This window comes from Streptomyces sp. NPDC031064, from assembly GCF_055570965.1.
In genome coordinates, this window is sequence record NZ_JBVIGF010000001.1 from 968,554 (window position 1) to 988,449 (window position 19,896).

The 19,896-nt window shown below is 71.3% G+C and carries 21 protein-coding genes; 14 read left to right on the plus strand and 7 right to left on the minus strand.

Annotation, left to right across the window (positions count from 1 at the left end; all coding sequences use genetic code 11):
- Positions 1-9: 9 nt before the first annotated feature.
- The 6 genes from ACZ46W_RS04130 to ACZ46W_RS04155 form a co-directional block, all read right to left on the minus strand.
- The gene (locus tag ACZ46W_RS04130) at positions 10-1,455 is read right to left on the minus strand and encodes a nucleobase:cation symporter-2 family protein (protein WP_468330963.1); all 1,446 of its coding nucleotides are present in this window, start codon (positions 1,453-1,455) and stop codon (positions 10-12) included.
- A gap of 69 nt (positions 1,456-1,524) precedes the next feature.
- A complete protein-coding gene (gene pucL, locus ACZ46W_RS04135; RefSeq protein WP_468330966.1) occupies positions 1,525-2,448 on the minus strand; it encodes a factor-independent urate hydroxylase in 924 nt (307 codons plus the stop codon).
- Between the two features lie 7 nt (positions 2,449-2,455).
- Positions 2,456-2,845 (minus strand): hydroxyisourate hydrolase, encoded by a 390-nt coding sequence (gene uraH / locus ACZ46W_RS04140; RefSeq protein WP_366130878.1) that lies wholly within the window; start codon positions 2,843-2,845, stop codon positions 2,456-2,458.
- A complete protein-coding gene (gene uraD, locus ACZ46W_RS04145; RefSeq protein ID WP_366130877.1) occupies positions 2,842-3,357 on the minus strand; it encodes a 2-oxo-4-hydroxy-4-carboxy-5-ureidoimidazoline decarboxylase in 516 nt (171 codons plus the stop codon). The genes uraH and uraD overlap by 4 nt, the downstream gene beginning before the upstream one ends.
- A gap of 152 nt (positions 3,358-3,509) precedes the next feature.
- Positions 3,510-3,887 (minus strand): helix-turn-helix domain-containing protein, encoded by a 378-nt coding sequence (locus ACZ46W_RS04150; RefSeq protein WP_468330971.1) that lies wholly within the window; start codon positions 3,885-3,887, stop codon positions 3,510-3,512.
- The gene (locus tag ACZ46W_RS04155) at positions 3,884-4,138 is read right to left on the minus strand and encodes a YkoF family thiamine-binding protein (protein WP_133087651.1); all 255 of its coding nucleotides are present in this window, start codon (positions 4,136-4,138) and stop codon (positions 3,884-3,886) included. The genes ACZ46W_RS04150 and ACZ46W_RS04155 overlap by 4 nt, the downstream gene beginning before the upstream one ends.
- A gap of 225 nt (positions 4,139-4,363) precedes the next feature.
- Here ACZ46W_RS04155 and ACZ46W_RS04160 point away from each other — a divergent pair, with 225 nt between their 5' ends.
- Both ACZ46W_RS04160 and ACZ46W_RS04165 read left to right on the plus strand, forming a co-directional pair.
- Entirely contained in the window at positions 4,364-5,431 is a 1,068-nt protein-coding gene (locus tag ACZ46W_RS04160) for a lytic transglycosylase domain-containing protein (protein WP_468332437.1), read from the plus strand.
- A gap of 53 nt (positions 5,432-5,484) precedes the next feature.
- The gene (locus ACZ46W_RS04165; RefSeq protein WP_468330975.1) at positions 5,485-6,621 is read left to right on the plus strand and encodes an RNA polymerase sigma factor; all 1,137 of its coding nucleotides are present in this window, start codon (positions 5,485-5,487) and stop codon (positions 6,619-6,621) included.
- A gap of 183 nt (positions 6,622-6,804) precedes the next feature.
- Here the strand turns inward: ACZ46W_RS04165 and ACZ46W_RS04170 are convergent, their stop codons facing one another.
- Positions 6,805-7,707, minus strand: a complete 903-nt coding sequence (locus tag ACZ46W_RS04170; protein WP_468330977.1) for a hypothetical protein — start codon at positions 7,705-7,707, stop codon at positions 6,805-6,807.
- 294 nt (positions 7,708-8,001) lie between these two features.
- Here ACZ46W_RS04170 and ACZ46W_RS04175 point away from each other — a divergent pair, with 294 nt between their 5' ends.
- The 12 genes from ACZ46W_RS04175 (at position 8,002) to ACZ46W_RS04230 (ending at position 19,875) form a co-directional block, all read left to right on the plus strand.
- On the plus strand, positions 8,002-8,916 hold the full coding sequence (locus tag ACZ46W_RS04175; protein ID WP_468330979.1) for an ABC transporter ATP-binding protein: 915 nt from the start codon (positions 8,002-8,004) through the stop codon (positions 8,914-8,916).
- Positions 8,913-9,683 (plus strand): MlaE family ABC transporter permease, encoded by a 771-nt coding sequence (locus ACZ46W_RS04180; protein ID WP_366130869.1) that lies wholly within the window; start codon positions 8,913-8,915, stop codon positions 9,681-9,683. Before ACZ46W_RS04175 ends, ACZ46W_RS04180 begins: the two co-directional genes overlap by 4 nt.
- Positions 9,684-9,686: 3 nt before the next feature.
- Positions 9,687-10,490, plus strand: coding sequence for an MlaE family ABC transporter permease (locus ACZ46W_RS04185; RefSeq protein WP_019890370.1), 804 nt, complete (start codon positions 9,687-9,689; stop codon positions 10,488-10,490).
- Between the two features lie 6 nt (positions 10,491-10,496).
- Positions 10,497-11,744, plus strand: a complete 1,248-nt coding sequence (locus ACZ46W_RS04190; protein WP_468330982.1) for an MCE family protein — start codon at positions 10,497-10,499, stop codon at positions 11,742-11,744.
- The gene (locus ACZ46W_RS04195) at positions 11,741-12,778 is read left to right on the plus strand and encodes an MCE family protein (RefSeq protein ID WP_468330984.1); all 1,038 of its coding nucleotides are present in this window, start codon (positions 11,741-11,743) and stop codon (positions 12,776-12,778) included. Before ACZ46W_RS04190 ends, ACZ46W_RS04195 begins: the two co-directional genes overlap by 4 nt.
- The gene (locus ACZ46W_RS04200) at positions 12,775-13,761 is read left to right on the plus strand and encodes an MCE family protein (protein WP_468330986.1); all 987 of its coding nucleotides are present in this window, start codon (positions 12,775-12,777) and stop codon (positions 13,759-13,761) included. The genes ACZ46W_RS04195 and ACZ46W_RS04200 overlap by 4 nt, the downstream gene beginning before the upstream one ends.
- 53 nt (positions 13,762-13,814) lie before the next feature.
- Positions 13,815-14,927 (plus strand): MCE family protein, encoded by a 1,113-nt coding sequence (locus tag ACZ46W_RS04205; RefSeq protein ID WP_468332440.1) that lies wholly within the window; start codon positions 13,815-13,817, stop codon positions 14,925-14,927.
- A complete protein-coding gene (locus ACZ46W_RS04210; RefSeq protein ID WP_468330989.1) occupies positions 14,924-16,243 on the plus strand; it encodes an MCE family protein in 1,320 nt (439 codons plus the stop codon). The genes ACZ46W_RS04205 and ACZ46W_RS04210 overlap by 4 nt, the downstream gene beginning before the upstream one ends.
- The gene (locus tag ACZ46W_RS04215; RefSeq protein ID WP_468330992.1) at positions 16,240-17,523 is read left to right on the plus strand and encodes an MCE family protein; all 1,284 of its coding nucleotides are present in this window, start codon (positions 16,240-16,242) and stop codon (positions 17,521-17,523) included. Before ACZ46W_RS04210 ends, ACZ46W_RS04215 begins: the two co-directional genes overlap by 4 nt.
- Positions 17,520-18,050: a hypothetical protein gene (locus tag ACZ46W_RS04220; RefSeq protein ID WP_468330994.1), complete on the plus strand. Its 531-nt coding sequence runs from the start codon at positions 17,520-17,522 to the stop codon at positions 18,048-18,050. The genes ACZ46W_RS04215 and ACZ46W_RS04220 overlap by 4 nt, the downstream gene beginning before the upstream one ends.
- Before the next feature lie 31 nt (positions 18,051-18,081).
- Entirely contained in the window at positions 18,082-18,864 is a 783-nt protein-coding gene (locus ACZ46W_RS04225) for a hypothetical protein (RefSeq protein ID WP_468330997.1), read from the plus strand.
- A 171-nt stretch (positions 18,865-19,035) separates the two neighbouring features.
- Positions 19,036-19,875 carry a TIM barrel protein gene (locus ACZ46W_RS04230; RefSeq protein ID WP_468331000.1) on the plus strand — a complete coding sequence of 280 codons (840 nt, stop codon included), beginning with the start codon at positions 19,036-19,038 and terminating at the stop codon, positions 19,873-19,875.
- Positions 19,876-19,896: the final 21 nt, after the last annotated feature.

The following is a 19,896-nucleotide window of genomic DNA, read 5'->3' on the forward strand; positions in this document are numbered from 1 at the left end:
GGCAGGACCCTAGGAGGATTTGAGTGCCGGGACCGCGTGACGGCTCCGGGTGCCGAGATGGTGGAAGAACAGGTTGAGCAGGACCGCGACGAGCGCTCCGGCGCTGATCCCGGAGCCGAGGACGGTCTGTGCCCAGGCCGGGAACTGTGCGTAGAAGGTGGGCGCGGCGAGCGGGATGATGCCCGCTCCGAGCGCGACGGCCACCAGGATGATGTTGGAGCTGTCGTCGAGCCCCGCCTCGGAGAGCGTACGGATGCCGCTGACCGCGATCGAGCCGAACAGGACGATACCGGCGCCGCCGAGGACGGGCATCGGGACGAGCGAGACGACCGCGCCGAGCACCGGGAAGATCCCGAGGACGAGGAGCGCGCCGCCGGCGACCGCGACGACGTAGCGGCTGCGCACCCGGGTGAGGGAGACGACGCCGACGTTCTGGGCGAAGGCCGAGGTGGGGAACCCGCCGAAGACGGGGCCGATCAGGGTGGCGATGCCGTCCGTGCGCAGGCCGCGGGTGATGGTCCTGCCGTCGGTGCGGCGTTCGCAGATCTCGCCGAGGGCGAGCATTCCGGCGCTGGACTCGGTCATCAGGACCAGCATCACGATGCACAGGGAGAGGATCGCGGCGGGCTGGAACTCGGGGGCGCCGAAGGCGAACGGCGAGGGCAGGGCCGCGACCGGCGCCTCCTTGAGCGCGGCGAAGTCGGCCATCCCGAAGGGGATCGCGGCGAGCGTGCCGATGAACAGGCCGAGCAGCAGGGCGATCTGCTTGACGAAGCCCTTGCCGAAGCGCTGGAAGAGCAGGATCACGACGAGCGTGAAGGCGGCGAGCGCCAGGTACTTCATGGCACCGAAGTCGGCGGCGTGCTTGTCCCCGCCCTGCGCCCAGCTCACCGGTACGGGCATCAGGGTCACCCCGATGAGGGTGATGACGACGCCGGTGACGAGCGGCGGGAAGAAGCGGAGCAGCCTGCCGAAGAAGGGGCCGACGGCGAGGCAGAACACTCCGGCGACCATGACCGCGCCGTAGACGGCGGGCAGTTGGTGGCCGGGGGCGCTGGTCTCGGCGATGGCGAGCATCGGCGCGATACCGGCGGAGGAGGCGGCGTTGACGAACGGCAGCCGGTTCCCGGCGATGTTCGTGACACCGATGGTCTGGAGGATGGTGGCGAGGCCGGCGATGAGCAGGCTCGCCGCGATCAGCCGGGTCATTCCGGCGGCGTCCAGGCCGACGGCCTGGCCGATGATGAGCGGAGGGGTGACGACGCCCGCGTACATGGCGGCGATGTGCTGGAGCGCGGCGGGGACGAGCCGCGAGAAGGGGAGCTTTTCATCCACCGGGTGGCAGGAGGTCTTCGCCGGTCGGATGGACTCCGGTCGGGTGGACTCCGGTCGGGTGGACTCCGGTGGGGTGGAACACGGGCCTTCTGGTGCCGGCCCCGTTGCGGGCTGTGCCATTGCTGTTCCCTCCGGTCCGGTGCCGCCCCGCCCTACTGCGGGCGGGCGGGGCGGTCATCGGTCTGGCAATCAGAGGTTGGTCATGTCGACCGGGATCTGCGGCTCCACACCGTCCCGGAGGATGGTGGCCTCGATGAGGCCGTACGGGCGGTCGGCCGCGAAGTAGACCTCGTTGTCGTTCTTGAGCCCGAACGGCTCGAGGTCGACCAGGAAGTGGTGCTTGTTCGGCAGGGAGAAGCGCACCTCGTCGATCTCCGACCGGTTGTTGATGATGCGCGAGCCCATCTGGTACAGCGTCTGCTGGAGCGAGAGCGAGTACGTCTCGGCGAAGGCCTGGAGCATGTGCTTCTTGACCTGCTCGTAGGACTTCTCCCAGTTGGGCATCCGCTGCTCGTCGTCGGTCCAGTTGAACCGCCAGCGGCCGGAGACCTGGGTGGCCAGGATGCGGTCGTACGCCTCCTGGAGGGTCGTGTACTTGTCCTTCACGTACCCCCAGAACTCCGAGTTGGTGGAGTTCATGACGATGAGGTCCTTCAGGCCGGAGATGACCTGCCACTTCTCACCGTCGTAGGTGATCTCCGAGACGCGGGTCTCCTGGCCCTTGCGGACGAAGGAGTGCTTGACCTCGTCCGCGCCGATGAACTTGGAGTTGGCGTCGGAGGTCTCGATGCGCTCCCAGGCGTACTCCTCGATGCGGATGCGCGCCCGGTGGATCGGCTCCTGCGACGTCACGAAGTGACGGGCGAGGTGGATGCCGAACTGCTCGGCGGACTCGATGCCGTACTCCTTGGCGAACGCGTACACCGTGTTCTTGGTGGTGTCGGTCGGCAGGACGTTGGCGTTCGAGCCGGAGTAGTGCACCTCGTCCATGTCGCCGGAGAGGGCGACCGAGACGTTCAGGTCCTTGATGTGGTGGGTGTCGCCGTCCCGCGTGATCTTGACGACGCGGTTCTCTGCTTTGCCGTACTGGTTCTGGCCGAGAATCGTGGGCATGTGTCTGCTAGCTCCCTCGGTAAACGGAGTAGCCGAACGGGTTGAGCAGCAGCGGTACGTGGTAGTGCTCGCCCGGTACGACGGCGAACGTGATCGCCACCTCCGGGAAGAACGCGCCGCTGTCCCTTACGCGGGGGGCGTCCTGCTGCGCCTCGGCTTGCTTCTGGTCGAAGTACGCCTCGGTCTCGAAGTCGAGACGTACGTGGGTGGTGCCTTCCGGCAGGGCCGGCAGGTCCTTGCAACGCCCGTCCGCATCGGTCTTGGAGCCGCCGAGCGCCACCCACTCCGCGCCGGAGCCGCTACGGGCCGACAGGGAGATGGCGACGCCCTCGGCGGGGCGTCCGATGCTGGTGTCCAGGATGTGCGTGGACACCGATGCGGTGGTCTCGGTGCTCATGCGGCGCTCTCTTCCTCTACGAGACGGGTCAGCCGGATACGGTTGATCTTGCCCAGTTCGGTGCGGACGATTTCCCGCTCCTGCTCGGGCGAGTTCCCGATCCGCTCGCGGACCGCGTCGCGCATCTGCTCGCCGGTCCTGCCGGTGGCACAGATCAGAAAGACGTGTCCGAACTTCTCCTGGTAGGCCAGGTTCAGTTCGAGCATTTCGGCCTTGAGTTCCTCGGAGGCCCCGGCCATCCCGCTCTGTTCGCGGGAGGAGGTCGGGTCGCCGGGCTTCGGGCGGCCGATCGGCGGGTGCCCCGCCATCGCCTCGGCCAGGTCTTCCGCCGTCAGTTCGGCCATGGCGGCGTCACTGGCGAGAAGGAGGGCCTCGGTGGTGGCGTACGGGCGCTGGGCGAGCAGTTTGCTCCCCCACGCCGAGCTGGCACACACCTCGTGCAGGGCGGCGAGCGCGTCGCTGTCCGCGGAGGTGTTGAACCGGGCGAGGCCCGGTGTCGTACTCGAAGTCACGGGAGCCTCCGTGGCTGTATTCCTGTGCTTGGACGGGCTGCGGATAGCTAACGCCCTCGCCCAACGCTCCGTCAACACTTTGTTGAAACTTCGGTGACACAAAAGCCGCCGTCCCGACATCTGGACGGCGGCCGACCGCGGAGCGTGCTCAGCTACTCACTCTTCGCCGCATTCTCCCTGTTCAGGTAGTTGTACACGGTGAAGCGGCTGACCCCGAGGGCGCCCGCCACCGTCTCGACGCCATGACGGACGGAGAAGGCACCGCGTGCCTCCAGCGTACGTACGACGGCCTGCTTGGTCTTGCGGTCCAGCTCCGACAGCGGCTTGCCGTGGCGTCGCTCCATCGCCGCGAGGATGTGGTCCAGCGAGTCGGCGAGCTGCGGCAGCCGTACGGCGAGGACGTCCTCGCCCTCCCAGGCGAGGACGACGTCGTCGGCCGTGGCCTGCTCCGGCACCAGTATCTGGGCGCCCATCGCGTCCACCAGCGGCTTCACCGCGGCGACCAGCGGGTGATCTCCCGGCTCGGTCACTTCTCGTCCTCCCCGATCACATTGACCTGCAGCGAGACGCGGGTGGCGCCCGCGCCCAAGGCCTGGCGGAGGAGGGCGTCGACCGCGGTGAGCACCGCGTCCGCGCCGCCTTCGGCCGTGTTGCCGAACGGGCCCACGTCCACGGCGTCGAGATCGGCCGCCTGGATGACCTCACGGGCCACGACCGCGTGGGCCGGTGCCTCGTCCAGGTCGAAGGGCTCTGTCGTGAACTCCACTCTCAGTCGCTGCATGCCCCCACGTTAAGCAATCGCGGAGACCGCGTGCGACGGACGGGGGCTACTGGCGCGTAGAGGAGGTGACACAGGCCGACAGGGAGGGGCGATCACGTCATGCGTGCAGCGGACGGCGGCAAGGCGGACAGCGGCAAGGCGGACAGCGGCAGGGCGGACAGGACCGGGGCGGACAGGAGCAGGGCCGTCCGGGGAACGGTGGTCGCGGCGGCGGCGGTGACGGCGATGGCGGCGCTGAGCGCGTCGCAGGCACCGGGGGCGTCGGCCTCGGCGGCCCGGGAGTCGGCGCCGGCCGTGCCGGGATCGAGCGTCTCCGGCGACTCGCCGTACCGCACGGAGCTGCCACCGCTGCGGACGCCGGGCGCGGACGCGGCGGAGAAGGGGCGGCGCGCGGCGGCGGGCCGGGCGTCGGAGGCGGGAGCGGCGGCGACGGGCGGCGGCGCGCTGCCGGCCACGGTGTTCGCCGCGTACCGGGGGGCGGAGGAGCGGCTGGCGGACAGCACGCCCGGCTGCGGCCTGCGGTGGCAACTGCTGGCGGCGATCGGCCAGGTGGAGTCGGGGCAGGCCCGGGGCGGCCGGGTGGACGCGGACGGTACGACGCTGACGCCGATCCTGGGACCGCGCCTGGACGGCAACGGGTTCGCGCTGATCCGGGACACCGACGGCGGCGCGTACGACGGGGACGCGGTGTACGACCGGGCCGTCGGGCCCATGCAGTTCATCCCGTCGACGTGGGCGGTCTGGGGCGCCGACGCCAACGGGGACGGGGTGGCCGACCCCGGCAACATCCACGACGCGGCGCTCGCGGCGGGGCGTTACCTGTGCGCGGGCGGGCGGGACCTGTCCGACCCGTACGACCTGGACCGGGCGATCCTCGGCTACAACCACTCGACCGCCTACCTGCGGACGGTCAGGGCCTGGTTCGCGTACTTCCTGGAGGGCCACCGGGTGGTCCCGGACGTGGCCGGGGCGGCGGCTCGCCCCGGTGCGCCGTCGAAGGCGCCCGCCCGGCAGGCCGGCCCCGGTGCCGGTTCCGGTGGTGACGGGGATGGTGCCCGGCCCTCGGCCGAGCCGTCGCGCAAGCCCGCGCCCACGGCCGCCCCGTCGCAGTCCCCGTCGCCCTCGTCGTCGCCGAAGCCCTCGCCGTCGTCGTCGCCGACGCGGCCGGGCACCCCTACGGAACCCGTGCTTCCGGTTCCGGATGTCGAGGACGTACTGCCTGGTGGGCCCGTGGGCAACGGTAAGGACTCGATGGCCGCCGCCCCCTCCACAACTCCGGATACCGGGCGGTAATGTCGCGTTCCGCCGGGCGGCAGGGACCGGCGGGTGAGCGCGAAGGGGCCCTCATGGCTACGGACAGGCACGCACCGTCCGACGGTGACCGCTGGCAGCGGGCGTGGAGCCACCGCGAGCAGTTGCTCAAGGTGGCCCGCCGCAGGTCCATGAGCCTGGAGGACGCCGAGGACGCCGTACACGAGGCGATGCTGCGGGCCGCCGAGCAGCCGCACCTCGACGACGAGCGCCTCGGCGCGTGGCTCACCACGGTCACCATGCGGCTGTGCGTGGACCGCCACCGGCAGGTCCACCGCGAGGCCGACCCGGGCCGGGCGGCCGCGCTGGTGCCGCCGGGCCCCGCGCCGGTGGACGAGCTGGTCTGCGACCGGGCCGAGGCGAAGTGGCTCGCCGTGCGGAGCGGGGAGCTGCCCGCCCGGCAGGCGGAGGCGCTCTGGCTCAAGTCCGAGGACCTCGACGTCGGCCAGGTCGCCCGCAAGATGGGCCTGAGCTACCGGACGGTCGAATCCCTGCTCGCCCGGGCCCGCCGCACCCTGCGCAACTCCCTGGCCGCCACGCTGGCACTGGCCCTGTGGCTGTGCGGGCGCGGCCGGCCGCGCGGCACCCAGGTGGTGGCCGCCGCCTCGACGGCGGCCACCCTCGCCGTGGCCGGGTTCGTGGTGCCGTACGCCCACGACTGGGACCCGCCCGCCTCCGCCCCGGCCACGTCCGGGGCCGCCGACGTGCGTACCGCCGACGGCGCCCGTCCGCCATCGGCGTCCCCGGGCGCCTCGGCGACCTGGGAGCGGCGGTCCGCGTCGCCGGACACCCGGAGCGGCGCCCCGGCCTCGCCCCCGCTGCTCCCGGGCCCGGTGCTCCCACCCCTCCCACCCCTGCCGCCGCTCCCGGACGCGGCCGTCCCGCCGGTACCGGAGGTCCCGAAGGTGCCGCAGGTCCCCCAGGTGCCGCAGGTCCCCGAGGTGCCCGAGGTACCCGAGGTGACCCTGCCCTCCGTACCGGAGCTGCCGGAGCTGCCGTCGGAAGACGTCACCACGCTCGGCACCCCATCGGCGCCGGCCGCGCCCTCCATACCCCCCGCGCCCGCGCCCGCGCCGCCCATACCTCGGTCACCGTCACCCTCGGCGTCCCTCCCGGCCGCCGCACCCGACCCCGGGGACACCTCCACCGGCCTGCCCGCCGGAGGCCGGTGACCCAACCGCCGGTGACCCAACCGCCGATAACCCCCGCGGCCGATAACCCCCGCCACCGATAACCCGGCCGCCGGCAACCCCCCGCCGCCGATAACCCGGCCGCCGATAACCCCCGCCACCGGCAACCCCCGCCACCGGCAACCCCCGCCGCCGGTGACCCGACGGTCACCGGCAACCCGGCGGTCACCGGCCCGGCCCGTTTCCCACCGGCACCCGAGCCGGCGCCGTCGCGGCAGCCGCCGCGTCGCCGGACGGCCGCCCGCGCGCCACGCCGATGACGACTCCCATGACGCAGATCAGCGCCAGTGGAGCGGCATAGCTGCTCGCCCGCTCGATGACCTCGAACACGGCACCGCGCGCCCCACTCGTCACGTACAGCATCTCCGTCGCGATCTTCCAGCCGCACACGAAGAGGAGCAGCCCGGTCAGCGGCACGGGCACCAGGACGAGCGCGCCGAGCCCGATCTCGAACCAGCCCACCGCGTGGCTCATGACGCCGGGGGCGTCCACCAGGGACGTCAGGCCGATCGACTCGTAGTGGTCGATGAGCGCCGGCTTGTGGGTGAGGACTCCGTAGGCACCGTGACCGATCAGGAAGGCCGCGATGATCACCCGGAGGCCCCGGGCGAACGACCGGGCACGCTCCCGCGTCAGGTGCGGGACGGTGCGGACGCGCTCCAGCCACTCCCGGCGTGAGGTTCCGACACCGCAGAGCAGGAGCAGGACGAGAGGCACGCCGAAGTTGTAGGAGCGTTCGACGACCTCCCACCACGACTCCCCGCTCAGCGGGCGCAGCAGGGCGGTGAACAGGCCCCAGAACGCCATGTACGCGAGGGGCGCGCGGGTGGGACGCAGCAGCACCAGGAGCCCGAGCGTGATGTCGACCATCCCGGTGATGGGCATCAGCACCCAGGCCGCCGAGGGCGGGATGCCGAAGACCGCGTAGTAGCTGAGCCAGGCCTCCTTGCCGATGATGCCGAAGGCGCCGTGGCCGATGAACTCGCACGCGATCGCGATGCGCAGGATCCAGTGGATCTTCCACTCCGGCGAGTGGGCTCTGAACTCCTTCAGACCTATCGCGTTCATGATGGGCGCACTTCCTGGGACGAGGGGCTCCGGCGCGCGTTCACGCTGGTGCTCTCACGCTAGGAACGGCCGGGTGCGCGCACATCGGGCGGCGCACCCCAGCTTTCGCCGGCGGGACCCGGTTTTCACCGGCACGCCGCCCCAGAGACGCGCGGTCGCCGCCCGGTCACGCCTCGAAGCCGTGGTCGCCCTGGTTTCCGCCCGGTAAAAAACTTGCGACTCGTCGCGACGGACGGGCCTCCCCTCCCCGTAGAGCAGGTGTCGGAGCTGCTCCACGGCTGAAGGGTGAACCGGATGGGTGTCGAGATCTGTGTGGAAGGGCTGACCAAGTCCTTCGGCCACCAGGTCATCTGGCAGGACGTCTCGCTGACGCTGCCCGCCGGGCAGATCTCGGTCATGCTCGGGCCCTCGGGCACGGGCAAGTCGGTGTTCCTCAAGACGCTCGTGGGGCTGCTGAGGCCCGACCGGGGGTCGATCGTGATCGCGGGCCAGGACATCACCAAGCTGCGCGAGCACGACCTGTACGAGGTGCGCAAGCTCTTCGGCGTGCTGTTCCAGGACGGCGCGCTGTTCGGGTCGATGAACCTGTACGACAACATCGCCTTCCCGCTGCGCGAACACACCCGCAAGCCGGAGAGCGAGGTCCGGCGGATCGTCCTGGAGAAGATGGACATGGTAGGGCTGATCGGCGCCGAGGAGAAGCTGCCCGGCGAGATATCCGGCGGTATGCGCAAGCGGGCCGGGCTGGCACGGGCGCTGGTCCTCGATCCGGAGATCATCCTCTTCGACGAGCCGGACTCGGGCCTCGACCCGGTGCGGGTGGCCTACCTGAACCAACTGATCGTCGACCTCAACGCCCAGATCGACGCGACCTTCCTGATCGTCACGCACGACATCGCCTCCGCCCGCCAGGTGCCGGACAACATCGGGCTGCTGTTCCGGCGCGAGCTGGTGATGTTCGGGCCCCGGGAGGAGCTGCTGACCAGCGAGGAGCCGGTCGTGCGGCAGTTCCTGAACGGGCGCATGCAGGGGCCGATCGGCATGGCGGAGGAGAAGGACGCCGCCCAGGTCGAGCAGGAGCTGGCCCAGATCGACGAGGCGGCCGCACCGGCCGTCATGACGCCCCGGCTGCTGCCGAGCGCCGGGATCGACCGGCCCGACCGCTGGAAGGACATCGCCCGGCGCGAGCGGGAGGCGGTGGCGAAATGAGCCTCTCCCCCATCGGCGCCCTGCGGCAGTCGGGCAGCCTCTTCGCGATGGCCCTGGACGTGCTGCGCACCCTGCCGAGGCGGCCGTTCCAGGTGCGCGAGTTCATCCAGCAGGCCTGGTTCATCGCGAGCGTCACGATCCTCCCCACCGCGCTGGTCTCGATCCCCTTCGGCGCGGTCATCGCCCTCCAGATCGGCAGCCTGACGCGCCAGCTCGGCGCCCAGTCGTTCTCGGGCGCGGCCTCCGTGCTCGCCGTGCTGCGCGAGGCGTCGCCGATCGTGACGGCGCTGCTGATCGCGGGCGCGGGCGGCACGGCGATCTGCGCGGACCTCGGGGCGCGCAAGATCCGCGAGGAGATCGACGCGATGCAGGTGCTGGGCATCGACCCGATCCACCGGCTCGTCGTCCCCCGGGTGCTGGCGTCGATGGTGGTGGCGGTCCTCCTCAACGGCCTGGTCTCCGTCGTCGGCGTCGCGGGTGGCTACTTCTTCAACGTCGTCCTCCAGAACGGCACGCCCGGCGCGTACCTCGCCTCCTTCACCTCGCTCGCGCAGATCTCCGACCTGTGGGCGGCCGAGTTCAAGGCCCTGGTCTTCGGCGCGATCTCGGCGATCGTCGCCTCGTACAAGGGGCTGACGGCCAAGGGCGGGCCGAAGGGCGTCGGCGACGCCGTGAACCAGTCCGTGGTGATCACCTTCATGTTGCTGTTCGTGACGAACTTCGTGCTGACCGCCGTGTACTTCCAAGTCGTTCCGCAGAGGGGTTGACGCATGGCTCTGTTGCACCGCCTGGAGGAGCTGGGCGCCCAACTCGTCTTCTACGGCCGCTCGCTGGCCTGGACCGGCCGCACCCTGCGCCGCTACAAGAAGGAGGTCCTGCGGCTGCTGGCCGAGGTGAGCTTCGGGCGCGGCGCGCTCGCGGTGGTCGGCGGCACGGTGGGCGTCATCGCGTTCCTGTCGTTCTTCACCGGCACGGAGGTGGGGCTCCAGGGGTACGCGGCCCTCAACCAGCTCGGCACGTCGAACTTCGTGGCGTTCCTGTCCGCGTACTTCAACACCCGCGAGATCGCCCCGCTGGTGGCCGGGCTCGCGCTGTCGGCGACCGTCGGGGCCGGGTTCACCGCCCAGTTGGGCGCGATGCGGATCAGCGAGGAGACGGACGCGCTGGAGGTGATGGGCGTCCCCTCGCTGCCGTTCCTGGTCACCACCCGGATGATCGCCGGTTTCGTGGCGGTGATCCCGCTGTACGTGGTGGGGCTGCTGTCGTCGTACTTCGCCGCCCGGACCATCACGACCGGCTACTACGGCCAGTCGGCGGGCACGTACGACCACTACTTCCAGCAGTACCTGCCACCGGTGGACGTGCTGTGGTCCTTCGGCAAGGTGATCGTCTTCGCCGTCGTGATCATCCTGGTGCACTGCTACTACGGCTACTACGCGAGCGGCGGCCCGGCCGGGGTCGGTGTGGCGGTGGGCCGGGGCGTGCGCACCTCCATCGTCGCCATCAACGTCCTGGACTTCTTCCTCAGCCTGGCGATCTGGGGCGCCAGCACGACGGTACGGATTGCGGGGTAGGTGCCGATGCGTACGCCTGTGAAACTGCGCCTGTACGGGGTCGTCTTCATCGCCGTCCTCGCCCTGCTGCTGTCGCTTTCCGTCGCCGTCTACCAGCAGGTGTTCACCTCCGTCGTGCGGATCACGCTGGAGGCCGGCACGCTCGGCAACCAGTTGGAGCCGCGCGCCGACGTCAAGCTGCGCGGGCTGCTGGTCGGCGAGGTGCGCGAGGTACGGGCCGACGGCGAGAAGGCCACCCTGGACCTCGCGCTCAAGCCGGAGCACGTGTCACGCATCCCGGTCGATGTGCGGGCGCGGCTGCTGCCGAAGACGCTGTTCGGCGAGAAGTACGTCGACCTCGTCGCCCCTCCGGGCTCGCGGGCGCGCCCCATCCGCGCCGGTGACGTCATCAGCCAGGACCGCACCAAGGTCGGCATGGAGGTGCAGCAACTGATGAACGACCTGCTGCCGCTGCTGAGGACGGTGAAGCCCGCCGAGCTGAACGCCACGCTGTCCGCGTTCGCCACGGCGCTGGAGGGCCGGGGCGACCGGATCGGCGACAACCTCGTACGCGTCGAGGACTACCTGAGCCGACTGAACCCGCACATGCCGTCCATCAAGGAGAACATCTCGCGGTTCGCCGATGTGGCCGAGGTGTACGGGGACGCCGCACCCGACCTGATGAACATCCTGCGCAACACCATCACCACCAGCCGCACCCTCGTCGAGAAGCAGGACCAGCTCGCCGCCCTGTTCACCTCCACGGCCACCATGTCGGGCACCGCCGACGCGTACCTGGACGAGAACGGCGAACGGCTGATCACCCTGGGCCGTGTCTCCCGCCCCACGCTGGCGCTGTTCGCCCGGTACGCACCGGAGTACCCGTGCCTGCTCAAGGGCCTGGTGAGGCAGGAGGAGGCGGCGGAAGAGACCTTCAGAGGCGGAGAAATGCGCATCACCCTGGAAATCGTGCGTCCCCGCCCGGGCTACGAGCCCGGCGAGGAGCCGCGCTACCGCGAGCGGTCGGGCCCCGACTGCCGGGGGCTTCCCGGCCCCGGCGTCCCGGCCGGGCACACCAAGCTCGACGACGGTACGCGTGACGTACACCCCGGCGGCCGCCCCGGCGCGCACCAGTCGTCCGCCACGGCGGCCGAGCAGCGGGCCGTGGGCTCGCTGGTGGCTCCCGTCATGGGCGTACCGGCCGACGAGGTGCCGGCGGTGGCGACCCTGCTGTTCGGCCCGATGGCCCGGGGGACGGCGGTGAGCGTCGCATGAGCGGTACGAAGAGCGCGCGGAGCACGGCGGCCCCACTCGTCAAGTTCGGCCTGTTCGCGGTGGTGACGATCCTCGCGACCACGGTGCTGGCGGGCACCATCGTCAGCATCTCCTTCACTCCCGAGCACACCTACAAGGCCGTGTTCAGCGATGTGACGAGCCTGGAGGAGGGCGACGACATCCGGGTGGCGGGCGTGCGGGTCGGCGAGGTGGAGGAGATCGCCATCAAGGACCGGACGCTGGCGGAGGTCACGTTCACGGTCACCGAGGACCGTCCGCTGCTGGCTACCACCGGCGCCGTCATCCGCTACCGGAGTCTGGTCGGGCAGCGGTACATCGCGCTGACGGAGGGCGCGGGCGACGACACGCAACTGCCGCCCGGCGGGACGATCCCGCTGTCGCGCACCCAGCCGGCCCTGGACCTGAACGCGCTGCTGAACGGCTTCAAGCCGCTGTTCGCGGCGCTCAGCCCGAAGGACGTCAACCAGCTCGCCACCGAGATCATCAAGACGCTCCAGGGCGAGGGCGGCACGGTCAACAGCCTCCTCGCGCACACCGCCTCCCTGACCACCACGCTCGCCGACCGGGACCAACTGATCGGCTCGGTGATCGACAACCTCAACACCGTGCTGGCGACGCTCGACGAGCGCGGCGCCCGCTTCTCGGGGCTGATCGAGCAGCTCCAGCGGGTGATCTCGGGGCTGTCGGCGGACCGCAAGCCCATCGGGGAGTCGCTGGTGAACATCAACAACCTGACGGAGGCCACGTCCGGCCTGCTCCAGGACGCACGGCCGCCGCTGAAGGCCGACATCGCCGAGCTGACCGAGCTGACCGGAACGCTGAACGAGAACGAGAAGACCGTGGAGGGCGTGCTGAAGCGGCTGCCGAACAAGCTCAACAAGCTGACGAGGACCGCCTCGTACGGCTCGTGGTTCAACTTCTACCTCTGTGACTTCGACGGCCGGATCGTGCTGCCGAAGACCAAGGAGGTCATCACCCCCGAGCTCCACGTCGCCCGGGCGAGGTGCGCATGAGGGGCGTTCCCTTCCGGGACCGGAACCCGGTGACCATCGGGGCGGCCGGCCTGACCGCGCTCGCGCTGCTGACCGTCGCCGCGTTCAACGCCGACAGCCTGCCGCTGATCGGCGACGGCGAGACGTACAGCGCGGCGTTCTCGGAGGCGGGCGGCCTGAAGCCCGGCGACGAGGTGCGCATCGCCGGGGTGAAGGTCGGCAAGGTCGACGAGGTGGACCTGGACGGCGACCACGTCAAGGTGGTGTTCCGGGTCAAGGGCGATCCCGCGTTCGGTACGAGGACGGGCGCGGCGATCCGCATCAAGACGATCCTCGGCGCCAAGTACCTGGCGCTGGAGCCCAAGGGGCCGGGGCAGCTCAAGCCGGGCAGCGAGATCCCGCTGAACCGGACGACACCGGCGTACGACGTCGTGGCCGCCTTCAGCGACCTGACCACCACGACCGAGCAGGTCGACACCGAGCGGCTGGCGACGGCCCTGGACACCATCTCCACCACCTTCGAGGACTCCCCCGCCGAGGTGCGGGCGTCCATCCAGGGCCTGTCGCGGATCTCCCGCACGGTCGCCTCCCGCGACCAGGCGCTGCGCGAGCTGCTCGCCCACGCCAATGGAGTGAGCGGGGTGCTCGCCAAGCGGTCGGGCGAGTTCTCCAGGCTTGTGAAGGACGGCGACAAGCTGTTCACGGAGATCGCGAACCGGCGGGCGGCGATCCACGCGCTGCTCAAGAGCTCCGCCGCCCTCGGGATCCAACTGTCCGGGCTCGTCAAGGACAACAACAAGGAGATCGGGCCCGCGCTCAAGGGCCTGAACCAGGTGGTGGCGATGCTCGAACGCAACCAGGCGAGCCTGGACCGCTCCATCAAGCTGATGGCCCCCTACGTCCGGGTCTTCACCAACACCCTCGGCAACGGCCGCTGGTTCGACAGTTACATCCAGAACATGGTCGCCGCTCCGGTGGTCCCGCGCACGGGAGGTTCGTCGTGAAAGTGCCACGCGTGAAGGTGCCGCGTCCGAAGACGCGGAAAGCGCGCCGGGCGGTGGCGGTCGTCGTCGCCCTCGCGGTCGTCGCCACGGCCACCGTGGTGCTGTGGCCCACCGCCGAGCCCGTCCGGATCACGGCGTACTTCCCCCGGACGGTCGGCATCTATCCCGGCTCGGACGTGCGGGTGCTGGGCGTGCGGATCGGCGAGGTCAAGGAGATCACCCCGCAGGGCGAGCGGGTGAAGGTGACGCTGGAGTACGACGCCGGGCGCGAGGTCCCGGCGGACGCCAGGGCCGCCATCATCAACTCGTCGGTCGTCAGCGACCGTTACGTCCAGCTCCTGCCGGTGTACAAGGGCGGCGCGCGGATGCGGGACGGCGACGTCATCCCGGAGCACCGCACGGCCGTGCCGGTCGAGCTGGACCGGGTCTTCGACAGCCTGCACACGACGGCGGAGGCGCTCGGCCCGCGCGGCGCGAACAAGGACGGCTCGCTGTCCAGGCTGCTGGGCGTGAGCGCGGACAACCTGGAGGGGCAGGGCGCGAACCTGCACCAGACGGTGGAGGACCTGTCCCTCGCCGTGACGACGCTGTCGGACGGGCGCCAGGACCTGTTCGGGACGGTGCGCAACCTCCAGGTGTTCACGGCGGCGCTGGCGGCCGACGACCGAAGCGTCCGGTCGTTCAACGACAGCCTGGCGAAGGTGGCCGACCAGCTCGCGGCCGAGCGCAAGGACCTGGCAGCCGCGCTGCGGTACCTGGGCGTGGCGCTGGCCGACGTGTCGGAGTTCGTACGGAAGAACAAGAAGTCCCTGACGTCGAACGTGGAGGGGCTCTCCAAGGTCACCAAGGTGCTGGTGACGCAGCGCGCGGCGCTGGCGGAGGTGCTGGAGGTGGCCCCGACGGGGCTGTCGAACCTCCAGAACGCCTACAACCCGTCCTCGGGGACCCTCGACACCCGTAACAACCCCGACCAGCCGCAGGACCCGGCCTCCCTGCTGTGCTCGCTGCTGAGCACGACGGGCGAGGCGAAGGCGGCGGACTGCGCCGAGCTGAAGAAGCTGTTCGCCTCCCTTCCGGAGCTGGGGTCGGCGCCGCACAACGCGCCGGCCGCCGGGACCGGCCCGGTGGACCGGACGCTGGGCGGAATCCTGGAGGAGGACGTATGAGGCGCCTCCGGGTGACCGTCGCGGTGTGGTCGGCGGCCGGTTCGCTGCTGCTGACGGGCTGCGACTTCGACGGGCTGCACGACGTGCAGTTGCCGGGCGGCGCGGCCGCCGACGGCGACGCGTACCGGGTGACGGTCGAGTTCCGGGACGTCCTGGACCTGGTGCCGCAGTCGGCGGTGAAGGTCAACAACGTGACCGTCGGCGCGGTCGAGAAGGTGGAACTGGACGGCTGGCACGCGCGCGTGCGGCTGCGGATCGACGACTCGGTGAAGCTGCCGGGCAACGCGATCGCCGAGCTGCGCCAGACCAGCATGCTCGGTGAGAAGTACGTGGCCCTGTCCGCGCCCGTGGACGTGGCGCCCGCCGGGCGGCTGAAGGACGGGGCGCGCATCCCGCTGTCCCGCAGCGGCCGCAACCCGGAGATCGAGGAGGTGCTGTCCGCTCTGTCGGCGCTGCTCAACGGTGGCGGCGTGGCCCAGCTCAAGACGATCACCACGGAGCTCAACAAGGCCCTGGAGGGGCGGGAGAACCGGGTCAAGGCGCTGCTGGGCGAACTGGACACGTTCATCGGCGGGCTGGACGCGCAGCGCACGGAGATCGTCCGTGCCCTGAGCGGCATCGACCGGCTCTCCAAGCGCCTGGCGGCGGAGAAGAAGACGATCGCGGCCGCCGTCGACACCGTGCCGCCGGCGCTGAAGGTGCTGGCGGACCAGCGGACGAAGCTGACCGCGATGCTGACGTCCCTGTCGGCGCTGAGCACGACCGGGACGAAGGTGATCAACGCGTCGCGTGACGACGTGGTCGCCAACCTGCGGGCGCTGCGGCCGATCCTGGAGCAGCTCAACAAGGCGGGTGACGATCTGCCGAACGCGCTGGAGCTGCTGACGACGTATCCGTTCCCGCGCAACTCCGTGGACGCCATCAAGGGCGACTACGTCAACCTCAAGATCACCGCCGATCTGGACCTGGCGAGCATCTACGGCAATCTCCGCGACGAGCCGGCGAAGCCCGGGACCCCGGCTCTGCCCGGTGTCCCGGACGCTCCGGGCCTGCCGGAGGTGCCGGGCGTGCCGGAGGTGCCCGGGGTCCCCGTGCCGGAGGTGCCGGATGACCCGAAGGCCCCGGACGTCCCGGGCGTACCGCAGCCGGCTCCACCGCCACCGGGGCCCTCCCGCCCCTCGGACGGCGGCGATCCGCTCTGCCCGCCGGTGTGCACGGTGGCGCACACGTCCGCGTCCGCCGGTGAGCGGGACGGTTTCCCGGCCGGGACGAACGTCTCCCTCGCGGAGCTGATGCTGAAGGGGATGCTGCTGTGATCACCCGTACGGTCAAGGCCCAGCTCCTCGCCTTCGCCACCGTGACGGCCGTGGGCGTGTCGTACGTCGGCGCCGAGTACACGGGGCTGGTCGACGCCCTGCTGGACCGGGGCTACACCGTGAACGCCGACTTCGCCGACTCCGGGGGCGTGTTCAAGGGCGCCGAGGTCACCTACCGGGGGGTGCCGGTGGGCCGGGTCGGCGAGCTGCGGCTGACGGACGGCGACGGGGTGACGGTGGTCCTGGACATCGAGGACGGGGCGCGCATCCCGGCGGACACGCTGGCGGTGGTGGCCAACCGGTCGGCGGTCGGCGAGCAGTACGTCGACCTCCAGCCGCGCGGTTCGGGCGGCCCGTACCTGGGGGACGGCTCCACCATCGCCCGCCGCGACACGCGGGTGCCGCTGCCCGCCACGGACCTGATCGTCAGCCTGGACCGGTTGGTGAACTCCGTCGGCAAGGACGACCTGCGCATCACGGTCGACGAGCTGGGCAAGGCCTTCTCGGGCACCGGTCCGGAGCTGAGCAGGCTGGTGGACTCGGGGAACCTGCTCGTGGAGTCGGCGTCCGACTCGCTGCCCCAGACCGTCTCGCTGATCGAGGACTCCCGCACGGTCCTGAAGACGCAGGCCGACAAGGGCTCGGCGATCCGCTCCTTCTCCGAGGACCTTGCCGCGCTGACCGCCGAGCTGAAGTCGAGCGACGGCGACATCCGGCGGCTGATCGGCGCCGGGGCGCCCGCCGCCCAGGAGGTGAACTCGCTGCTGACGACCACCCGGCCGCACCTGCCGGTCCTGCTGGGCAACCTGATCAGCGGCGGCCAGATCACGGTGGCCCGGCTGCCCGGGGTGGAGCAGGCCCTGGTCACGTTCCCCGTGGTGGTGGCGGGCAGCTACACCGTGATCCCCGGCGACGGCACCACCCACTTCGGGCTCGTCGCCGGCCAGGACGACCCGCCGGCGTGCCGGCAGGGGTACGGGACCCAGCGCCGCGACCCGGCCGACACCGCCGAACGGCCCGCCAACACCGACGCGCGCTGCTCGGCCCCGCGCGGCGCCGCCACCTCCGTACGCGGCGCGCAGAACGCGCCCGGCCCCTCCGGGGGCTCCCGCGCCGGCCGGGGCGCCGACCCGGCCGCGCACGTCACCCCCTACGACCCGGCGACCGGCAGGGCGGCCGGGCCGGACGGAACGACCGTCGAGATCGGCTCGACGGGCGGTGAACAGAGTGTGTTCGGAAAGGACTCGTGGCAATGGCTGCTCGTCGGACCCATGGCATGACAGGCGCGCCGTTCGCCTACGCGATACGCCGCCTCGGGGAGGCCGCCCGCCGGGGCAGGGCGCTGCCCGGGACGCTGGCGGTGGTGACCCTGCTCGTGACGGCCCTGTCGGGGTGGCTGGCGCTCCAGGTGTACGAGCAGCGCACCGAGGAGCAGCGGCGCCAGGACATCCTGGCCGCGGCGCGCCAGTCGGCGATCAACTTCACCTCGCTGGACTACCGGCACTACGAGCGGGACAGCGCGAACGTGCTGAAGGGCGCCACGGGTGACTTCAAGGACCAGTTCGCGGCGCAGACCGCCGAGCTGACCAAGCTCGTGGCCGCCAACAAGTCGGTGTCGGAGGGCCAGGTCCTGGAGGCGGGCATCACCCGCGCCGACGACCGCAGCGCCCGCGTCCTGGTGGTCGCCGACAGCAAGGTCACCAACACCGCCGCCCCGCAGGGGCAGGCCCGTACATACCGGCTCCAGCTCGACCTCGTCCACGAGGGCGGGCGCTGGCTGACGTCCAACGTCGAGTTCGTCGGCTGATCCGGCCGAGTCGGCTGAAAGGACCCTTCTGATGGCGAACACGAGTCTCCGAGGCCGGGGCGGCGCCGGCTCCCCCGCCCGCCGCTCCCTGTCGGCCGCCGCCCGCGCGGCCGCCAAGCGCAGCGAGCGCACCGAACGTCCCGCGGGGGGTGTGCCGGGCGTGGTGGCCGGCCGCACCCTCCGCCCCGAGGACCCGCCTCCGGCCGGCCGGGCGCCGGAACCGGACTGGGAGGCGCCGGACTGGGAGGGCGCGGACGAGGAGGCCGCGGAGGCCCCTGAGGCCGCGGAGGCGCCGGCGAGGGCGCCCGGGCGGCGGCGGGGTGTGCTGTGCGCCCTCCTGGCGCTGGTGGCCGTGCTGGGGCTGGTCGCGGCCGTCCTGCTGGCCTTCGAGTACCAGGACGGGCGGGACGCCGAGCGGGCGCGGGCCGAGGCGGCGGCGGCCGCGCGGCGGGCGGCGCCCGTCGTCCTGTCGTACGACCACCGGCACCTGGACCGGGACTTCGCGGCGGCACGCGGTCACCTCACCGGCGCGTTCCGGGACGAGTACCGAAGGACCACCACGAGCGTGGTGGCGCCGACCGCGCGGAAGTACCGGGGCGTGGTCAAGGCGACGGTGGTGGAGCCGCCGGGCGGCGGTGACCCGGCGGTGTCGGTGGTCTCGGCGTCGCCGGACCGGGCGGTCGTGCTGCTCTTCGTGAACCAGGTGACCACGAGCACCCAGGTGTCGGGGCCCCGCGTCGACCTGAACCGGGTACGGATGACCCTCGCGCGTACGTCCGGCGGCTGGAAGGTGAGCGCCGTTGACGCGTTGTAGCAGGTTGTAGCGGTGTACAAGCCGCCAAGGCGCCTTTCGGGCCATCGCCCGGAAGGCGCCTTTTTTGTGTGCCGTTTTGCGGGCCACTCTTGACAGCCCTCCCCCACTCCAGGCAATCTTCCGTTAAGCAGAAACGAACTTCCGCAATACGGAAGGAGCGCCGAACCCCTCATGGGATACACGGACCAGCGCTTCAATGTGAACCTGTCGATCCTCTTCACCGAGCTCCCGCTCCTGGAGCGTCCCGCGGCCGCCGCCGCGGCGGGCTTCAACGCGGTCGAGCTGTGGTGGCCCTGGATCGAGACGCCGACGCCCGACCAGAGCGAGCTCGACGCCCTCAAGAAGGCTCTGGACGACGCCGGCACCCAGCTGGTCGGCCTGAACTTCTACGCCGGGCAGCTCCCCGGCCCGGACCGCGGCGCCCTCTCCGTCCCCGGTGAGGAGTCGGACCGCTTCCGCGCCAACATCGACGTGGCCGCGGACTTCGCCGCCTCCGTCGGCTGCAAGGCGCTCAACGCCCTGTACGGCAACCGCGTCGACGGCGTCGACCCGGCCGCCCAGGACGAGCTCGCCCTGGAGAACCTGGTCCTGGCCGCCCGCGCGGCCGACCGGATCGGCGCGACCCTGCTGATCGAGGCGCTCAACAAGCCCGAGTCGCCGCGCTACCCGCTGGTGAGCGCCCCGGCCGCGATCGAGGTCGTCGACAAGGTCAACGCCGCCACCGGACTCGGCAACGCCAAGTTCCTCCTCGACATCTACCACCTGTCGATGAACGGCGAGGACGTCAGCCAGGTCATCGAGGCGTACGCCGCGAAGACCGGTCACGTCCAGATCGCCGACAACCCGGGCCGTGGCGCGCCGGGCACCGGCTCGCTGCCGCTGGAAGAGCTGCTCGACCAGCTCACCAAGGCCGGTTACCAGGGCTGGGTCGGCCTGGAGTACAAGGCCGGCGACCGCCCGAGCGCCGAGTCCTTCGACTGGCTCCCGGCCGAGGCCCGCGCGGCCCGCTGACCCGGCCCGCCGACTTCCTTC

Coding starts and splice junctions, on each gene's coding strand:
- ACZ46W_RS04130 (WP_468330963.1), bottom strand. CDS start 1,455: ATGGCACAGCCCGCAACGGGGCCGGCACCAGAAGGCCCGTGTTCCACC.
- pucL (WP_468330966.1), bottom strand. CDS start 2,448: ATGCCCACGATTCTCGGCCAGAACCAGTACGGCAAAGCAGAGAACCGC.
- uraH (WP_366130878.1), bottom strand. CDS start 2,845: ATGAGCACCGAGACCACCGCATCGGTGTCCACGCACATCCTGGACACC.
- ACZ46W_RS04155 (WP_133087651.1), bottom strand. CDS start 4,138: ATGCAGCGACTGAGAGTGGAGTTCACGACAGAGCCCTTCGACCTGGAC.
- ACZ46W_RS04160 (WP_468332437.1), top strand. CDS start 4,364: ATGGCGGCGCTGAGCGCGTCGCAGGCACCGGGGGCGTCGGCCTCGGCG.
- ACZ46W_RS04165 (WP_468330975.1), top strand. CDS start 5,485: ATGGCTACGGACAGGCACGCACCGTCCGACGGTGACCGCTGGCAGCGG.
- ACZ46W_RS04170 (WP_468330977.1), bottom strand. CDS start 7,707: ATGAACGCGATAGGTCTGAAGGAGTTCAGAGCCCACTCGCCGGAGTGG.
- ACZ46W_RS04175 (WP_468330979.1), top strand. CDS start 8,002: ATGGGTGTCGAGATCTGTGTGGAAGGGCTGACCAAGTCCTTCGGCCAC.
- ACZ46W_RS04180 (WP_366130869.1), top strand. CDS start 8,913: ATGAGCCTCTCCCCCATCGGCGCCCTGCGGCAGTCGGGCAGCCTCTTC.
- ACZ46W_RS04185 (WP_019890370.1), top strand. CDS start 9,687: ATGGCTCTGTTGCACCGCCTGGAGGAGCTGGGCGCCCAACTCGTCTTC.
- ACZ46W_RS04190 (WP_468330982.1), top strand. CDS start 10,497: ATGCGTACGCCTGTGAAACTGCGCCTGTACGGGGTCGTCTTCATCGCC.
- ACZ46W_RS04195 (WP_468330984.1), top strand. CDS start 11,741: ATGAGCGGTACGAAGAGCGCGCGGAGCACGGCGGCCCCACTCGTCAAG.
- ACZ46W_RS04200 (WP_468330986.1), top strand. CDS start 12,775: ATGAGGGGCGTTCCCTTCCGGGACCGGAACCCGGTGACCATCGGGGCG.
- ACZ46W_RS04210 (WP_468330989.1), top strand. CDS start 14,924: ATGAGGCGCCTCCGGGTGACCGTCGCGGTGTGGTCGGCGGCCGGTTCG.
- ACZ46W_RS04220 (WP_468330994.1), top strand. CDS start 17,520: ATGACAGGCGCGCCGTTCGCCTACGCGATACGCCGCCTCGGGGAGGCC.
- ACZ46W_RS04225 (WP_468330997.1), top strand. CDS start 18,082: ATGGCGAACACGAGTCTCCGAGGCCGGGGCGGCGCCGGCTCCCCCGCC.
- ACZ46W_RS04230 (WP_468331000.1), top strand. CDS start 19,036: ATGGGATACACGGACCAGCGCTTCAATGTGAACCTGTCGATCCTCTTC.